This window comes from Pseudomonas lini (assembly GCF_964063345.1).
In the GTDB taxonomy this organism is placed as follows: domain Bacteria; phylum Pseudomonadota; class Gammaproteobacteria; order Pseudomonadales; family Pseudomonadaceae; genus Aquipseudomonas; species Aquipseudomonas lini_B.
This window is the reverse complement of sequence record NZ_OZ061318.1, coordinates 5,844,744-5,861,802: the sequence shown is the minus strand read 5'-3', so window position 1 is coordinate 5,861,802 and position 17,059 is coordinate 5,844,744. Positions and strand designations below refer to the sequence as shown.

Annotated in this window: 19 protein-coding genes; 15 read left to right on the top strand and 4 right to left on the bottom strand. The window is 56.4% G+C overall.

Annotation, left to right across the window (positions count from 1 at the left end; genetic code table 11):
* The first annotated feature begins 91 nt into the window (after nt 1–91).
* From AB3226_RS26800 to AB3226_RS26785, 4 genes are all read left to right on the top strand, one after another.
* Nucleotides 92–1,042, top strand: coding sequence for an AraC family transcriptional regulator (locus tag AB3226_RS26800; protein ID WP_304576040.1), 951 nt, complete (start codon nt 92–94; stop codon nt 1,040–1,042).
* Between the two features lie 61 nt (nt 1,043–1,103).
* Nucleotides 1,104–2,012, top strand: coding sequence for a carbohydrate kinase (locus AB3226_RS26795; RefSeq protein ID WP_304576039.1), 909 nt, complete (start codon nt 1,104–1,106; stop codon nt 2,010–2,012).
* A gap of 731 nt (nt 2,013–2,743) precedes the next feature.
* Nucleotides 2,744–3,424, top strand: coding sequence for a class I SAM-dependent methyltransferase (locus AB3226_RS26790; RefSeq protein WP_048392867.1), 681 nt, complete (start codon nt 2,744–2,746; stop codon nt 3,422–3,424).
* A gap of 48 nt (nt 3,425–3,472) precedes the next feature.
* Nucleotides 3,473–4,204, top strand: a complete 732-nt coding sequence (locus tag AB3226_RS26785; RefSeq protein WP_095973849.1) for a dihydrofolate reductase family protein — start codon at nt 3,473–3,475, stop codon at nt 4,202–4,204.
* Between the two features lie 81 nt (nt 4,205–4,285).
* Here the strand turns inward: AB3226_RS26785 and AB3226_RS26780 are convergent, their stop codons facing one another.
* Nucleotides 4,286–5,194 (bottom strand): LysR family transcriptional regulator, encoded by a 909-nt coding sequence (locus AB3226_RS26780; RefSeq protein WP_048392865.1) that lies wholly within the window; start codon nt 5,192–5,194, stop codon nt 4,286–4,288.
* A gap of 110 nt (nt 5,195–5,304) precedes the next feature.
* Between AB3226_RS26780 and AB3226_RS26775 the strand changes: the two genes are divergently transcribed.
* The 10 genes from AB3226_RS26775 to AB3226_RS26730 all read left to right on the top strand — a co-directional run bounded on the left by AB3226_RS26775 (nt 5,305) and on the right by AB3226_RS26730 (nt 15,140).
* Entirely contained in the window at nt 5,305–6,072 is a 768-nt protein-coding gene (locus AB3226_RS26775) for an SDR family NAD(P)-dependent oxidoreductase (protein ID WP_095973926.1), read from the top strand.
* A gap of 1,609 nt (nt 6,073–7,681) precedes the next feature.
* Nucleotides 7,682–8,017 (top strand): RAQPRD family integrative conjugative element protein, encoded by a 336-nt coding sequence (locus AB3226_RS26770; RefSeq protein ID WP_095973831.1) that lies wholly within the window; start codon nt 7,682–7,684, stop codon nt 8,015–8,017.
* Nucleotides 8,014–8,253 carry a TIGR03758 family integrating conjugative element protein gene (locus AB3226_RS26765; RefSeq protein WP_095973830.1) on the top strand — a complete coding sequence of 80 codons (240 nt, stop codon included), beginning with the start codon at nt 8,014–8,016 and terminating at the stop codon, nt 8,251–8,253. Before AB3226_RS26770 ends, AB3226_RS26765 begins: the two co-directional genes overlap by 4 nt.
* A gap of 17 nt (nt 8,254–8,270) precedes the next feature.
* Nucleotides 8,271–8,642, top strand: a complete 372-nt coding sequence (locus tag AB3226_RS26760; protein WP_095973829.1) for a TIGR03745 family integrating conjugative element membrane protein — start codon at nt 8,271–8,273, stop codon at nt 8,640–8,642.
* Nucleotides 8,643–8,649: 7 nt separating this feature from the next.
* Nucleotides 8,650–9,063 carry a TIGR03750 family conjugal transfer protein gene (locus tag AB3226_RS26755; RefSeq protein WP_095973828.1) on the top strand — a complete coding sequence of 138 codons (414 nt, stop codon included), beginning with the start codon at nt 8,650–8,652 and terminating at the stop codon, nt 9,061–9,063.
* Nucleotides 9,060–9,701, top strand: a complete 642-nt coding sequence (locus tag AB3226_RS26750) for a PFL_4703 family integrating conjugative element protein (protein WP_095973827.1) — start codon at nt 9,060–9,062, stop codon at nt 9,699–9,701. Before AB3226_RS26755 ends, AB3226_RS26750 begins: the two co-directional genes overlap by 4 nt.
* A complete protein-coding gene (locus tag AB3226_RS26745) occupies nt 9,698–10,510 on the top strand; it encodes a TIGR03749 family integrating conjugative element protein (RefSeq protein WP_095973826.1) in 813 nt (270 codons plus the stop codon). Before AB3226_RS26750 ends, AB3226_RS26745 begins: the two co-directional genes overlap by 4 nt.
* Complete coding sequence (locus AB3226_RS26740; protein ID WP_367375292.1) at nt 10,500–12,014, top strand: TIGR03752 family integrating conjugative element protein; 1,515 nt, start codon at nt 10,500–10,502, stop codon at nt 12,012–12,014. The genes AB3226_RS26745 and AB3226_RS26740 overlap by 11 nt, the downstream gene beginning before the upstream one ends.
* The gene (locus tag AB3226_RS26735) at nt 11,977–12,393 is read left to right on the top strand and encodes a TIGR03751 family conjugal transfer lipoprotein (RefSeq protein WP_095973824.1); all 417 of its coding nucleotides are present in this window, start codon (nt 11,977–11,979) and stop codon (nt 12,391–12,393) included. Before AB3226_RS26740 ends, AB3226_RS26735 begins: the two co-directional genes overlap by 38 nt.
* Nucleotides 12,393–15,140, top strand: a complete 2,748-nt coding sequence (locus tag AB3226_RS26730) for a conjugative transfer ATPase (RefSeq protein ID WP_315866003.1) — start codon at nt 12,393–12,395, stop codon at nt 15,138–15,140. The genes AB3226_RS26735 and AB3226_RS26730 overlap by 1 nt, the downstream gene beginning before the upstream one ends.
* A gap of 24 nt (nt 15,141–15,164) precedes the next feature.
* On the opposite strand, the gene AB3226_RS26725 is transcribed toward AB3226_RS26730, so the two are convergent.
* The 3 genes from AB3226_RS26725 to AB3226_RS26715 form a co-directional block, all read right to left on the bottom strand.
* Nucleotides 15,165–15,911 carry a zeta toxin family protein gene (locus tag AB3226_RS26725; RefSeq protein WP_095973822.1) on the bottom strand — a complete coding sequence of 249 codons (747 nt, stop codon included), beginning with the start codon at nt 15,909–15,911 and terminating at the stop codon, nt 15,165–15,167.
* Nucleotides 15,908–16,156: a hypothetical protein gene (locus AB3226_RS26720; protein WP_017529804.1), complete on the bottom strand. Its 249-nt coding sequence runs from the start codon at nt 16,154–16,156 to the stop codon at nt 15,908–15,910. Before AB3226_RS26720 ends, AB3226_RS26725 begins: the two co-directional genes overlap by 4 nt.
* 185 nt (nt 16,157–16,341) lie before the next feature.
* The gene (locus tag AB3226_RS26715; protein WP_082339956.1) at nt 16,342–16,599 is read right to left on the bottom strand and encodes a LasR-specific antiactivator QslA; all 258 of its coding nucleotides are present in this window, start codon (nt 16,597–16,599) and stop codon (nt 16,342–16,344) included.
* 158 nt (nt 16,600–16,757) lie between these two features.
* Here AB3226_RS26715 and AB3226_RS26710 point away from each other — a divergent pair, with 158 nt between their 5' ends.
* The gene (locus AB3226_RS26710) at nt 16,758–17,012 is read left to right on the top strand and encodes a helix-turn-helix transcriptional regulator (RefSeq protein ID WP_315866004.1); all 255 of its coding nucleotides are present in this window, start codon (nt 16,758–16,760) and stop codon (nt 17,010–17,012) included.
* The last annotated feature ends 47 nt before the right edge of the window (nt 17,013–17,059 follow it).

The window sequence follows — 17,059 nt, the reverse complement described above, 5'->3', positions numbered from 1 at the left end:
CAGCTGCAATAGTTGGGCTAGCAGTCCCGGACGAATTCGGCGTATGGTTGGCGCATTCGATCCACCGTATAACTATAAAAAGGGGCACGAGATGCCTGACAACCGCGCTGCTTTGTTCGAGCACCGACCAGCCGACCTTGAAGTCATCCTTCCTGAACCCGATCAGAGCTTTCGATGGTACGAGCACGACTATCCATACGCCCTCGCCCGCTGGAACCACCATCCGGAATATGAAATCCACCTGATTCGACAAGGAAGTGGCAAGCTTTTGGCTGGGGATTACATCGGGCCCTTCACCGCAGGACATGTCGCACTGATTGGCCCAGGTCTTCCCCATGATTGGATGGGAGATATCGCGCCGGGAGAACAGCTCGTAGGCCGCGACGTGGTGCTGCAGTTTGACGGCGCTGCCCTGCTCGACCTCCAAGGTTCATTGCCTGAGCTATCGGAGCTGAAAACGCTGTTTGAGCTGGCACAACGTGGGATCGAATTTACTGGGGGGACGGCCGTCGAGGCCGCTTTGCTGCTTGAGAGAATCGGCGAGGCGACGGGGCTTCAGCGCCTGATCATGTTCCTGCAATTGATAGACACCCTCGCAAGGGCGCCAAAGCGCGAAATTCGGGTATTGGCCAGCGCCTGCTACTCGCCTTCGTTGAACGAGCGCAGCTCGGAGCGAATAAATCAGGCATTCGACTACCTGATCAATGAGCTCACATCCGACATCCGGCTATCTGTCATCGCCGAGCGAGTTGGGATGAGCGAGGCCGGTTTTTCACGCTTTTTCAAACGAATCACTGGCCACGGATTCATGGACCTGATGCGCAAGCTGCGCATCCAGCGTGCATGTCGGCTACTCGTCCAGACACAGCTCTCGGTCGCCGAAATCTGCTTCGAGGTTGGCTATGAAAACGTCTCCAATTTCAATCGCCACTTCCGTCATGAAATGCATCAGACCCCGAGCGACTACCGGCGTACTACTGCCGTGAAGCTCTTCAACCGAGACAGTCTTCACCCATCGCTACCGATCACGCAGGTGCGGTGAGACCGCGCCTATTGATGTGACGCACGATAGTGTCCCCAGCCCGATACAAGAGAGAATGAATATGCAATTGCCGAGCGTTGTTGTGTTTGGTGAAGCACTGACCGACGTGGTTCAACACTCGCCCGGACGGTGGCAGGGCTATCCAGGTGGCGCGCCCTGGAACGTGGCCCGCGCAATGAGCCGCCTCGGCGTGCCCACTGCATTCGCCGGCTCGATCAGTACCGACTCATTGGGCGATGAGCTCGCACAGCAATCGAGGGCTGCCGGTCTGGACATGAGATTCCTCCAGAGAGTTGACGCTGACCCTCTGGTAGCGATCGTGCCCTCCAGCCACCCTCCCCGGTATTTCTTTGCGGGCGAGGCCGATCTACTTTTTGATGTGGACCAACTCCCGGCAGGTTGGTTGGATGCGGTTCGACTCTGTCACTTCAGCTGTATCAGCCTTGCCCGTCAGCCATTGGGGGACAGGCTTGTTGAGGTGGCCAGGAGGGTGAAGGAAGAAGACAAGCTGATTAGCTATGACCCGAACTGGCGCAACCTGATGGACACCCGCTACCGCGAGCTGACTTTCCCGGCCATGGTGGAGCTTGCAGACATCATCAAGCTCTCGGATGAGGATCTTCGTCAGATATACCCTGGATTGAACGAAGAACAGGCCCTTCGAGAATTGCGGACAATGAATACTCGTGCCCAGATTCTTTTCACCCGTGGAGCGAAAGGCATGGTGTTGTATGACACCGACCTAAAGTTTGAACAGCCCGCGATCGCCGTTGAGGTCGCGGATACAGTGGGTGCCGGAGATTCGAGTATGGCCGGCTGGCTCGCCTCGACGCTTCTAGGCATCCAAGAGCCGCGTGCACGATTGGAGTTCTCCGCGGCTTGTGCGTCGGTGTCTTGCTCACATGCAGGGGCTTACGCGCCTAGTCGTGAAGAAGTGAACAACTTGCTGTCATACCGCATGCAACATTGACGCTGAAATTCGCATTGAACACAGCCATCTTGTCAGGTGACGGGGCTCAAGGCGCAGTGGATAGAGTACACATGCGGGTTGAGCCAGATGGACCAGTCCACCACTAGCCAGTTGAACCCGCACCAGTGTTCGTGGCCCAGGAGCAACAAACGCTCCCCCACCAGTTATTACAAGTTTTTGATCTGGCGCCCGGCAAGTCGGGCCTGCTCCATCTGCGGAAACCCCGAAGGTGAAAAGCAGCGTGCCGCCCCCAACCGCCAAACTGTTCTCTTCATCCGTCAAATCTCTTTGCTTACTTCGTCTGTCGGCGTCCCGAGCCGTCTTTCGTTCAAAGCTGAGGTCGTCAAGAATGAATACTCGTAAGTTATCAGCTGAGTAAAACTGGCATACGTCGCAGCGATTGAGACCAGAAATGAGACCTTTCAACCTCACCGACGACGCAATGATGATATTGACGCCCAGCCATCAATTCAGCTCATGGTTATATGCAGTCACGCAGCTAGCTCTTCGTCATCCCTGTCGTAAAATCATGCCACGGTTGCGCGGTCCCCTGCCTTATCGTCAATAGGTTCCACGCCCGTCCTGATAGAAGTCATAAGGCTTCTTTTGAATGACCTGAAGCTCCCATAGGCGCGCATACCCCGGCCACTGCCATGACCGCACCAGACCAGAATGAGGATCCCAACTCATACCCTCTGGAATTTTCTGCCGCAACAAATGGAGCCCCATTGATGCCCGATCCGATCAAGCTTGAATTTTCCGAAAAGTACGACGATAAGCACGCGCAGAGTTATTTACTCAAGCATCAGGACAATCTGGCCCGCCGTTTATCCCACAAACGCGACGAGCAATTGGCGCGTAGTGCGTTGGTCGCCGCTGGCGAGCCTGGCTTGGTGCTGGACTTGCCGTGCGGGGCCGGGCGTTTCTGGCCGTTACTGGCGCAAAAGCCTGGTCGCGTGATCATCGGCGCAGACAATTCTGAGTCGATGTTGAAGGTCGCAACCATCGCCCAACCGGCGGAGGTGGTGAAACGGGTTCGCCCGTTGCAGACCTCTGCCTTTGCTATCGATTTACCGGACAACGCGGTCGACAACATATTCTGCATGCGCTTGATGCACCACATCGGCGCCCCGGAGCACAGACTCGCGATTCTGCGTGAGTTTCAACGCGTTACTCGCGACAGCGTAATTATCTCACTATGGGTGGACGGCAACTTCAAGGCTTGGAAACGCAAGCGTACCGAAGTGCGTCGTCGCAACAAAGGAGAACAGGACGGTTACCAAAATCGGTTCGTGTTGCCGGCTACTACTGTCGAGGCAGAGTTTGAACAGGCCGGTTTCCGTGTTCAGAAATCCCTGGACTTCATACCGCTCTACGCCATGTGGCGAGTTTATGTATTACGCAAAAAATAACAAAATGGCCATCAGCCACTTATCCAAGCTTTATGGAATTGATAGTTCATGCCCCCTCGAATCATATGCCACATGATCAGCTCGGTGGACGGGCGCCTCGTGTCTTCTCGTTGGACATCTCTACCCAATGGGGACAGTGAGCAAACGATTAGAAATCATTACGAGCGAATTGCCGCCCGCCTAGGCGGCGACGGTTTCATCATAGGCCGAAAGACCATGGAAGCATTTGATGGTATTTCTTCAAAACCACCGTTTGTAGGGGAACACAGCGGTGGTCTGCGGGACCACAACATAGCGCATGAACCAGGGGACCCGGTTGCGATCGTGATTGACCCCTCCGGGAAGCTGCACTACCAGACGAATACCATTGATGGCGGGCATCGGATTATCTCCATTCTCGGCGACTCGGTATCGGATGCCTATTTGCAGGCGTTGCGAAACCAGGGCATTTCCTATCTCTTCGCAGGCCCTCATTGTGAAAACCTTAAGCAAGCGTTAGCGATGCTAGGCGCCCAGTTTGGATTGAAGACCCTGCTACTCGAAGGTGGCGGCGTGATCAATGGGACCTTTTTGAAGGCCGGTCTGATCGATGAGATCAGCCTTTTGATTTACCCAGGAATAGATGGTTTGAGCGGGGTACCAAGCATATTTGAATATCACGGCCAGTCGGATGAACGCCCTGCGTCCGGCCAGTCCCTGCGCCATATCAGTACGCAAACGATTGAGGATGGTTTCATCTGGGCCAGGTACCTCGTTGCGAAGATGTCACCGCACACATGACACTCGCAACAACGGCAAACCTCTAACGGCGGGAGCCCTCGCGTCAGGCTCTAGTCGCGCAAGTGCTTACGCTTCCAGTATTTAAGACGCTCGCTCCTGCATATAGGGCCGGGTCACCTGAGTGAGCCAGTTCAGCACTGCTTCCACGCGCGGAGCAACGTGCCTACGATGAGGGAGAAGCAACGAAGCCTGTATCGGGGGCGGCCTGAACTCTGGCAGTACCTCAACCAGCTCCCCGCTATCGATCAGGCGCTGGCTTGCCGGTACGGACACTTGCATGATGCCCAACCCGTTTCTGCAGGCCGCCAGCAGGAGTGAGCCACTGTTTATGGCGAGTGCACTGACCATGGGTACTGACTGCACCTCGCCATCTACCGCATAGCGCCAAGCAGCCTCTTCACTACGCAAGTTATTTGCGTAGTGAATAACACGATGACCAGCGAGGTCAGCGAGTGAACTCGGCACACCATACTGTCGCAAGTACGCTGGACTGGCTAAATTGCAGGCCTTCATTGTGCCTAATTTTCGTGCGACCAGATCCGAATCCGGCAGCGGGCCTATCCTGATCAAGCAATCAACACCCTCCTGTATCATGTCCACCCGACGGTCGTTGATACTGATTCTGAGATCAAGCAGCGGATGCGCGGACAGCAATTCCCGCAAATGCGGCATTACCAGCTCCTGCCCAAATAAGCTCGGCATATCGAGACGCACCCTACCTTGCAAAGCTCCGGCAGCAGGCCGAAACATCCCCTGCAAATGATCTGACTCCCTCAGCAGTTCTCTGCAGCGCTCGAAAAACAGCTCGCCATCAGGCGTCAACCGAACGCTGCGGGTGTTGCGTTGCAATAGCCGGCTACCCACATCGGCTTCCAGCGTCCGCACAATGGCAGAAGCCCGGCTCTTGGCAACACCGAGCTGCTCGGCCGCTTTAGTAAAACTGCCCAATTGGGCAACGCGGCAAAAAACCCGTAGATCATTCAACTCCATCGTCGATTGTTCTCTATAGATGAACAGAGGGTTAATTTTTCCCGACTTTATTCGCGTTCTTCAGAACCGTAAAGTCTGACCTCCGAATCTTTTCCGAGAACTGTATGACGATGACTAAAAAATCAGATCGCATTGCCCTTATTACTGGTGCCAGCCGAGGAATTGGACGGAGTAATGCCTTGAAACTCGCCGAAAATGGCGTCGATGTGATCATTACCTATCTGAGTAGTGCAGACGCAGCTGCGGCAGTTGTAAGCGAAATCGAAGCCTTGGGTCGTCGCGCCGTAGCCTTGCACCTTGATGTCGGCAATGCAGGTACGTTTGCTAAATTCGCAAACGATGTGAAAACCACGCTGCAGCAAAAGTGGCAGCGCGATCGATTCGACTACCTGATCAACAACGCAGGTGGTGGTACATACGCGACGGTTGCCGACACCACCGAGCAAGAGTTCGACCTCATGATCAACACTCATCTCAAAGGCACGTTCTTTTTGACCCAAAAATTGCTTCCGCTGATAGAGGATGGCGGACGCATTCTTAACACCTCGTCAGGTTTGACCCGCTTCACAGTGAGCGGCTACGCCGCCTACGCCGCAGCGAAAGCCGGCGTCGACGTGCTGACGCGCTATATGGCCATAGAGTTAGGTTCGCGGAGGATCAGCGTTAACGCTATCGCGCCGGGCGCGACGGAAACAGACTTCGGCGGAGGCGCTCTGCGCGATGACTCGGCCCTGAACGCGCAATTTGCTGGCATGACCGCACTGGGTCGTAATGCGCGCCCGGATGACATCGGTTCTGTAGTCGCCGCATTGCTTGGCGAAGGTACCGGCTGGATTACCGGGCAACGCATAGAGGCGTCGGGGGGCCTGCTCCTCTGAGCCAACGGTAGCGGTAGCGGTGGAGATGGCAGATGCCTGCACTCTCCACTTGCGTGCAGCGTCAACGAATATATTTGTCAGCGGCTGGGCAGACGGTGGCTTACAGCGATGGTAGCTTAGTGAATACACCGCGCGTCTGCTCGTAGGCCTGCACAACAGGTAATGCCAACGCATACTTGTCGCGCATTATTGCTACAGAGGATCTGCGGCCCTATACATTCCCAATTTATCATTTTCGTGCATAGCAGTATTCTGTCTCACCAACTTTTAACAAGAATCCTGCCCAGATATTATCTCCGCGCGAAGCCACAACCTCATAAAACCAGGTTGCGCAACATTTATTCACGAACAACTAATGATCAAAAAGACCCGTTTGGACGCATTCAGAATGTGAGATCGTTACATAAGAGCCTCGCAATTAGGCTTCTCAGCCACTGTCTTCCATTCCTGAAAATCTCACCGTGGTTCTGGATCATAGGGCTATCCAACAAATGGAAGTTAATAATAGCTAAAGCTCTTCGTTAGATCTCCCTAGACCATCATAAGGACGGAGCTTATCAAGGGACCGATCTGAACCAAGAGACAGGCACCGCAAGGAAGCAAAGGCCAGTACAGGCGTCTAAGAAGGTACCTAGCGGTTCTGCATCCCGGATGAGGCCGCTAGCATGTACACAGCTCACAGTTTCAATCCATGGGAAAAATCGTTTTACCGGCCGATTGATGCTGCCATACGCTGGTGTGGGCTGATGGATCACGAGGCTCAAATTCTAGACAGCGCCTGGGATTGTCCAGGTTTGCTGTCAAAGCAATTTCCACAATGGCCATGTCTGCATATCAATGTAGGGAAAATTCTCGATGCCATACGAAACAACGAGATCCCTTATGGTTATTTCGGTGTGACGACTCGGCCAGACAGCCCTATCGACTGCAGACTCGTAACTGTCAGGCATACGGATCTCAAATATTGGATGATTCACTATTATCCAGACCAACGCCCCGCTTTTCTATTTGGAAGAAAGCCGCCTGATGATTCAAAAATAAGTATTGATACCTACTTGACGCTGCGAGCTGATCGAGACGCCCTCGAAGTCAAGCTTAGGGCGATAGAGCTCCTCTGCATATCCGAGCAGCCTGTCAGAGTGCACTGCTCGGATGTGACCTGGGGGTAATGTTGGTTGCGATAATCGATCACGTTCAAATTGCAGGTCTATACGCCCACGGCCGAATCAATGATGCTTGCTAGCCACTCGGGCTATCATGAACAAAAAAGCTCTGCGACGCTTACGCGTTTGACGAGCCCCGCCGTGCCGTTAAATTTTTCCCCGATCATCGGAGGTCAACAAACCCAGGGTGATTTACTACTTCTGCCTTGATTACAGAATTGCTGCATTCGCTTTCGCATCATGCTCGGCGAGCAACATATCGAAGCGCATTGGAAGTGAAATCTCCTAGCCCTCCAGCGCTTTCCACCAAAGCTGCAGGGATAGATACTGCAAGTAAACATCCTCAGTACTTCCCTTCAAAAAGCGATCCATCACACCTCATATTTCCTGCTGAATAAATCGATCTCAGACTTGATTCTGCCCTCAGATCCATATGGGGCAGCATCATGCCAACTACTACCGTCTTTCGCTGCTTACTACTCTCGTTGGCTATCGTCGATGACAGCAGCTATGCCACATCTGGTCATGAGCAGGATCAGCTCAGCCAAGTCCAGCAGCAACTCGACATAATCGAACGCGTTGCAACGAAAGCTAAGGCAGTCAGCATGCCTCAACCCGACGATCGCTATCGCTTCGACTATCCCCGCCTGTCTCAGGACATCCAACGTATTCGCCAAGGCCTGCTGGACTATCTGTCCCCCTCTCGCGCTCAACCCCGTGACCCCAGTGAACTGGTCGGTGATTACCGCCTCGACACTCCGTCTGCCGAGCCCTCGCCATGAGCATGACCGATTCCCAGACCGCGGCCTTCCAAAACGCCGCCGGTTTCTCACCGCAGAGCAGTTCCACGCTCTGGTTGTCCCTGGTTCTCGTCCTGGCTTTGCTGTGGTGTGCCTGGGTGATGTGGACGGCTTACCGGGGGTGGACATCCGGCAGTGTTCGCTTCGGAGCCTTCGGCGGCAGTGCTGCGCGCGTGCTGCTCACCTTGCTGGTCCTGATGTTCTTCACCCTGTCCTAACACCGGAGATCACCGTCATGCTCAAGTGCCTTATCCCCCTGAAAAACAACCTGCGTGATCGTGCCAGTCAGCGCTTGATCGGTCTGCTGCTAGTTCTCGGTCCAAGTTTGGCTTTTGCTGAACTCCCGACCATGGAAGCCCCTTCACGTGGTGAAGGTTCCGGGTTGATCGAGACGATCAAAAACTACGCCTACGACGGCGGCATCCTGCTCGGTCTACTGATCGCCTTGCTCGCCTTTCTTGGCGTGGCTTGGCACTCGTTGACCGTCTATGCCGACGTACAGAATCAGCGCAAGACCTGGAAGGATTTGGGTGCTGTGGTGGGCATCGGTGCCCTGCTGGTGGTGATCATTATCTGGTTTTTGACCAAGGCTGCCGCGATTCTGTGAGGTTGGCATGAACGACGCTATCGAACGCCTTGCCGACGGTACTTTGGTTTTTCTCCCGGAACGACTCAATCGCGATCCTACCGTTTTGCGCGGATTGACCAACGATGAGATGTGGGTGGCGCTCGGCACCGGCGCCGTCACTGGCCTGCTGATGGGTGTTCCTCTGGCGATCGCCACTGCCTCCATTGCCGTGGCGCCAACCGGCATGATCGCTGGCATGGCGCTGGTGTTATTTGCCGGTGGCACGCTACTGCGTCGGGCCAAACGGGCTCGCCCCGAGACCTGGTTGTACCGCAAGCTCGAATGGATATTGGCCAGCCGTTGGCGCCTGGGCCGTGGAAGTTTGATCCTCCACTCCGGCGTCTGGACGATTCGCCGCTCGCGTCGATTGCGCCCTGCCCTGTCCCGGTGGCAGCCATGAGCCGATTTCGGAACAAAGTCGATGCCCAACAGGCTCATATCCTCAGCCTGCGCCTGGCTGTAGTAATCCTCGCTCTGGTATGTGCTGGACTTTGGTATGGCTGGCGCTCGGCACCGACTGATCTGACCGTGCATGTGCCCCCGGACCTGCGTTCGGGTAGCACGCGCAAGTGGTGGGATATCCCCTCAGAGAATGTCTATGCATTTGCCCTGTACATCTTCGGCCAACTTAACCGCTGGCCCTCCGATGGCGAGCAGGATTATCGCCGCGCCATCTATAGCTTGCAGTCCTACCTGACACCCTCCTGTAAAACCTTCCTCGACGGCGACTACGAATACCGCAAGGCCGCCGGCGAACTCCGCCAGCGGGTGCGTGGCGTCTACGAAATTCTGGGCCGAGGCTACAGCGAAGATCCAGAGCTCAGGGTCAAGCAACTCGACCACGACAGCTGGCTGGTCACGCTCGACCTCAACGCCGATGAGTATTACGCCGCCGAACCGGTGAAACGGGTGGTGGTGCGTTATCCATTGCGCGTGGTGCGTTTTGATCTGGACCCTGAACGCAATAAGTGGGGACTAGCGCTGGATTGTTATCAGGGCACACCGCAAAAAATTTCCCTGCCTGGAGGTGAGCCATGAAGCGGATTGCTACCCTGGGACTCACCGTCGCACTGATGTCATGGGGAGCTGCAGCGCAGGCCGTCGAGTTGATGCGTTGGGAACGCCTTCCCCTCGCTGTCCCGCTGGTGATCAATCAGGAACGGGTGGTCTTTGTCGATGAGGCTGTTCGAGTCGGCGTGCCCTCAACCCTGACCGGCAAGCTGCGCTTGCAATCAACCGGTGGCGCGCTGTACCTGCGCGCGTCGGAAGCCATTGCTCCGACCCGGCTGCAACTGCAATCGGTCGCGACGGGCGAGATCATCCTGCTGGATATCGCAGCCATGCCTGGTGATCAACCGCTAGAGCCCGTGCGAATTATCAAAAATGCTCAGGGGCAGGCGACCGAGGCTGAATCCAGCACCGTCCCTGTTCCAGAACGTACACCGGCCCCAGTCGCTTTGACGCGCTACGCCGCGCAAAGCCTGTACGCACCTCTACGCACCGTGGAGTCGCTGCCCGGCGTACGCCGCGTCCCGCTAAAGCTGCGCACAGAATTGCCAACCCTGCTGCCGACCGAAAACGTGTCCAGCACGCCCATCGCCGCCTGGCAACTCGGAGACTACTGGGTTACAGCAGTGAAGTTACGCAATCGTGGCTCAGCGACGGTGCAACTCGATCCGCGTCGGCTACAGGCCAAGCTATTCGCCGCGGCACTCCAGCACACCTTCCTCGGACCTGTCGGCAGCGCCGAAGACACTACGGTTGCCTACCTCGTCACCCGCGGTGCCGGTCTTGAACACGCCGTGCTGCTCCTGTCTGTTCCGGAAGGTGCCGACGATGAAAGCTAACGCCTTACTTAAATGGCTAGTACCAGCTGTGCTGCTGGGCGTGGCTTTCATCATCCTGAAAACCTGGGTCGCGGGTAGCACCTCCTCTCCAGAGCACCCAGTTGATCAGGGCAATATTCAGTTATCCGCCGAGCAAGCCAAGTCGCTCGGTATCGCGGGCGACACCCCGCGCGATACGGTCGCCACCTTGATCGGCCAAGTGAAGGCCATGCGTAGCGACATGCTCGGTTTGAAGAAACACAACGATTCGCTGCAGGCGGAAAACAACCGCCTGCGCGAGCGGGAAAACAGTGTCGATTCGCGTATCCAGACGGCGCTGGGCAGAGTGACCCAGCAGGTCGACGAAGGCCGCCGACAAGCCAACGAGGCCCGACTCAAAGCAGAACAAGACAGTCGTCAGGCTCGCGGTCTGCTGACGCAATTGCAGGAACAGTTGTCGGGGCTGACCGGCAAAGGCAAGGACATGCCGATCGGATTGGGGCTTGAGCCGGGCGACGGTATTCAGTTCGAAGGGCAGCATTCTGCCAATGATGCATTGCAGTGGATTGAGCCCTCGGATGCTCTGCCCACCGACGCCCAGGGCAAAACCAAGACCGTGTCCGCGCTGAGTCTGCCTACTGCCTTCAACTCACTGGAGGGTTTGAAGGACAATGCCATCGACCGCAGCCAGAAGCAGTTACGCGAGGTCACCAAGGGTGAACGTGACCTGACACGCTCCGCTGATCGTACCGAAGGCGCGAAGCCGGTCTACACCATTCCCGAAAACGCAACGCTGATGGGCTCGGTCGCCATGACCGCGCTGATCGGCCGAATCCCGGTGGACGGCACCGTGAATGATCCCTATCCCTTCAAAGTCTTAGTCGGCCCGGAGAACCTGACCGCCAACGGGATCGACCTGCCAGACGTCGCGGGTGCCGTGTTGAGCGGCACGGCGTCCGGTGATTGGACCTTGTCTTGCGTACGCGGACAGGTCGAGTCGATCACTTTCGTATTCACAGACGGCACCATCCGCACGGTGCCTCAGCCGAAGGCAGTAGCCAGCCGCAACGCATCCACCACCCAGAGCTCGAACACTGACAAGATCCGTGGCGGACTCGGTTACCTATCCGATCCATATGGCATCCCGTGCATTGCCGGCGAACGCCGCTCAAACGCTCAACAGTACCTCGGCAGCCAGAGCTTGATTACTGCCGCCGGCGCCGGTGTCGCCGCCTTGCTCGGGGATGAACAGAACAACAGCAGCGTGATCAATTCGGGCGGCAGTACGCTCGGGGTCACCAGCAGCAGTGGCAATAGCGCGCTGAATTCAATTCTCAGTGGTGGGGTCAGCGACATCCGCGAGTGGATCAACAAATTGTATGGCGAGACCTTTGCTGCCGTGTACGTGCCACCGGCCGCCCAAGTTGCGCTGCACCTCGACCATGAAATCACTATCGACTACGAGCCCAAGGGCCGGAGCGTTCGCCATGAAAAAGACCATGCCTCTCTACCTGACCTGGATTAGCGTGTTCTGCTGGATTCTGGCGGGCTGTTCCACCGACAAGGAGACGCTGCTGCCTCATGGTGAGCAAACCATGCTGGACATATGGAACGGCGCCGGCTCACAGGGTACTCAGCAGCAACTCCTGGATGCTCGGGAACAGTTACGCCGCCCGCTGGCTCAAGCAGATATCTCCGTTGCTCTCCAGGAGCCGTACACGCGTACAGCAGCGAACGAGATCCGTAACCTGTTCCCTCGCTTGCCCAATCCCGATCTGGTGCTGTACGTGTATCCGCATTTGAGTGGTACTGAGCAGGCGCCGGTCCCGGGTTACTCGACCGTCTTTCCGTTTTACCAACGCGTGCAGTACGCATTGCCGGGTGAACGTCAGGAAGACTTGTAGTGCGTACCGGCGATGCGGGCAACCGCACTTCTGGTTGGAAAGCCTGGCGCCACCCAGCGCGCCCTCGCGCAACCTTGGCCGATGAAGCTGCACTCTATGCACACAACCCCAGCTTCACCGACCACTTGCCTTGGGTCGAGTACCTCGAGACCGAGCAGTGTTTTCTACTCGATGACAATCGCTCGGTGGGGGCAGTGTTCGAGTTGCTGCCCATCGGCACCGAAGGGCGCGAACCCGATTGGCTGATGGCCGCCCGCGATGCCCTCGAAGACGCCCTGCAGGATAGCTTTGACGAACTGGATCAAGCGCCTTGGGTGGCGCAGTTTTTCTGCCAGGACGACAACGACTTCGCCCCCTACCTGACGCGGCTCACCGATTATATTCAAGACAGCGCGCGAGGCACGGTCTTCACCGAGACGTTTTTGGAACTCAGTCGTCGCCATTTGAAAGCCATCGCCAAGCCGGGAGGTCTGTTCGAGGACAAGGCCGTCACGCGCCTACCCTGGCGCGGCAATAATCGACGGGTGCGCCTGGTGATCTATCGCTGGATTGAGTCTGGCGCCGAGGAGACGGGGCTTACCCCAGTGCAATCCCTGCAGCAGGCTTGCGAACGTATCGCGGCCTCGTTGCACGCATGCGGAGTGCAATCGGCGCGAGTCGATGACCACGGTCTGTATGCTTGGTTATTGCCCTGGTTCAATCCGGCACCCAGGCTCACCGATGAAGCACCCGAGGATTTCTACCAATGCGTGGCCTATCCGGAGTCAGGTGATGGTGAGTCGCTGGAGTTGCCCTTCGATCACGACTTCACCGAGCGGCTGTTTTTCAACGAACCGCGTTCGGATGTACAACAGGGACTTTGGTACTTCGATGGGCAACCTCATCGGGTGATGGTGGTGGACAAACTGCGGCGGCCTCCCTTGATTGGTCAACTCACTGGTGAAACTCGCAAGGGCGACGCGGTGAACGCGCTGTTCGACCAGTTACCCGAAGGCACGGTGATGGGTCTGACGCTGGTGGTCAAACCCCAAGATGTGCTCGAGGAGCAGTTGAACCGTCTGGCGCGCAAAGCCATCGGCGAAAACCTGGCCTCGACCCAGGCCCGCCAAGATGTCGAAGAGGCTCGTGCAATCATCGGTCGCCAGCACAAACTGTACCGGGGAACCCTGGCCTTCTACGTGCGCGGTCACGATGAGCAACAACTGCACCAGCGCTCGATCAGCCTGGCCAACGCGCTGTTGGGTGCGGGGCTGCAACCAGTACGTGAGAGTGATGAAGTCGCCGCCTGCAACAGCTACCTGCGTTGGTTACCGATGACTTACAACCCGGCCCGCGACACGCGCAACTGGTACACACGCCTGATGTTCGCCCAGCACCTGGCAAACCTGGTTCCGGTGTGGGGCCGCAGCACCGGCACCGGCCACCCGGGCATCACCCTGTTCAATCGTGGTGGCTCGCCGTTGAGCTTTGATCCGTTGTCACGACTAGACCGGGCCATGAACGGCCATCTGCTGTTGTTCGGCCCGACCGGCGCCGGTAAGTCGGCCACCCTGGTCACCCTGCTGATGCAGGTCATGGCAGTGTACCGCCCTCGCCTGTTTATCGTTGAGGCCGGGAACTCATTCGGCTTGCAGGGCGACTACTTCGCAACGAAAGGACTGTCGGTCAACAAGGTCCAATTGAAACCTGGTACCGCGATCAGCCTCGCCCCGTTCGTCGATGCCTGGCGCCTGGTCGAGCAGCCGGATCAGGTGGCGAGTCTGTCGATCGATGAGCTGGACGATGAGGCAGTAGCCAGTCGCGAAGACCAGCGCGATGTTCTCGGCGAACTGGAAATTACCACCCGCCTGATGATCACCGGCGGCGAGGCCAAGGAAGAGGCGCGCCTGAGTCGAGCCGATCGCAGCTTGATCCGCGAGTGCATCCTGGATGCGGCACAGACCTGTATCGCAGCGGAGCGCCAGGTACTGACCCGCGACGTGCGCGACGCGTTGCTGCGCGTCGCCGCCGACACGCACTTGCCGGAGAAACGTCGTGAGCGTGCCCAGGAAATGGGCGAGTCCATGGACCTGTTTTGCCAGGGTTTCGAGGGTGAACTGTTCGATCGTGAAGGCACGCCTTGGCCCGAGAGCGATGTGACCATTGTCGATCTGGCCACCTACGCTCGCGAAGGCTACGAGGCACAGATGTCCATCAGCTACATCAGCCTGATGAACACCGTGAATAACCTTGCCGAACGAGACCAGTACCTGGGCCGACCGATCATCATGGTCACCGATGAGGGCCATATCATTACCAAAAACCCGCTGCTGGCGCCCTTCGTGGTCAAGGGCACGAAGATGTGGCGTAAGCTCGGCGCGTGGTTCTGGCTGGCGACGCAAAACCTTGCCGACTTCCCCACTGCGGCGCAAACCATGCTCAACATGATCGAATGGTGGATTTGTTTGAACATGCCGCCATCAGAAATCGAAGAGATCGCTCGCTTCAAGAATCTCACGTCGGCACAGAAAGCCCTGTTGCTGTCCGCCAGCAAGGAGCCGGGCAAATACACCGAAGGAGTGGTGCTGTCGAAGAAGCTCGAGACGCTGTTTCGGGCCGTGCCGCCAAGTCTTTATCTCGCCCTGGCCATGACGGAGCCCGAGGAAAAAGCCGAACGCTGGACACTGATGCAGAGCACCGGCTGCTCGGAATTGGAGGCGGCTTACCGGGTAGCTGAACGGATCGATAGGATGCGAGGAATTAAGTGAAACGGAGCTGATCCTAGGTTTCGATCAACCCGGCAGCAAATCCTTGAAAACCTTCTCCACGTAGGCTTGCATGAACCAGTCAGGGAGCTCATCAGCCCTGAATTCAAGGTCAGTCCCGTCTGTTACTTCAGCGAGCAGCACCAGATCAGCGCCGGAGTTATCAAATATATAAGCCCGGTTCGAGGCTGCGATGGCTGCTGGCAATAGGTTCAGGCAACGACCGTAGCGCTGCACAATTTTTTCCGTGGGGACTGGGTGCCCACCTGCCGCGACACGGTTCTTGACCCTGTTGATATTGATGTCAGGATCTTCAGTGGCGACAAAGTAGAGGTAGGTTCGATATCCCGACGCTTTTGCCTTAAGCATAAAAGCGACTTTGTCCTCGCTAGACATCACCGTTTCGAAGGTGAAAGACAACTGGGCTTCAAGGAGCTTGTGCCGCATGAAATCAGAGAGCACGGAAGCAAAATAGGAGTTCATCGCGACGGACTGGAAATTCAGGCCGTTATTGCTGAAGCCTATTTTGGCTGCCTCTTCAACGAGCTGGGTCGACCGAATCAGTCGGTGCGCCTTGATAAAGCCGAGAACCTCGTCACCTTCGACTTCCAGTTGAAAATCGCTGAACTCCAGGCGTCCGCCCTCTTTGGCAGCCTTTTCGATTTCATCCGGGTTGATGTAGATCCCGATCAGGTGGGAAGGGACGGCACTTTTCATTGTGCTTTTACCGGAACCATTAGGGCCGGCAAACACCCTCAGCCGAGGGACGGTCATGAGCAGCGGTGCACCTTGATAATCCCGCCCAAGGTCACTTTATGCTTGGGCTTGGCCACTCGAATAACCTTGTGCTTACCGTCGGCAGTCGTCTCAACGAGCTTGCCGTCCATGACTTCCATCACGCTGCGTCCGGCCGCCAGCGCGTTGATATAGGCCGTATTGATCGCACCTTCAGCCATGGCTGGGATTTTACCCTCCAGTCGGCTCACCAGATCGTCACTCAACACTTGGTCGGCTTTCATATCGCGCTCCACGTTCTCAGAGCGTGCAGAATCTGCACTTATCAGAATCCTAGCTACGTAAATCTGTTTATCACAGACCAACGCCATTTCTGTCAGATCTCCATTCTAGAGGAATGGAGCCTGGAACCATACCTTCCAATAAATTTTCCCGTGTAGGTCATATCGTCAGGGTTGGAGCCGCACGGCTACGGTGAAACGCCTTGAAGCCGTTGCTGAATTCTCAATAAAAATCCTGCTTCGAAAGCATCCTGAGATTCTCCTGCCGGACAAGTCTTCCGTGCCTGCGCCAGTTCCCACCACAGCGGTACGTCACCGGGTGTATTAAGCCAGGCCTGGGCGCATTGCACGCCACGTTCGATCATAGGCGCAAATTCGCTGCCCCACGGTGTCAAAAGGCTCGGGCAGCCGTCCGCCGCCGGAATTGAAACGTAATTTTCGTCCATAGACACCTTAGCTTTCGATTATTTATTAATGCTCGGTCTGTTCTAAGCAGCATAGAAACAAAATTGACACTCGGCTTAAGCATCAAAAAAGCCCGAATCAGAGCCAATGTAGACTATATCCCGTGGATTGAGAGTCCCTCAAGGCGCAGTTTGCGCGCATGACTCAAGACTACGAACAGCTTCGTCTGCAACTGGCGGAAAACATCCGCTCGATGCGGCGCGTGAAGAACCTTACCCAGGAGCAATTGGCGCTCATGGCCGAGGTGGATCGTACCTATGTGAGTCAAATCGAACGGGGGGTAGGAAATCCGTCGTTATTGGTCCTCTGCAAACTCGCCAACATTTTCGAGATCAAAACGGATCAGTTGCTCATCGAGCCTGACGCGCTTGCTCGTACGCTGAGCGCTGAATGACTATCTGCTGATCTAGAAGGTCGCTGTAAACCGACTATCCTGCGTTC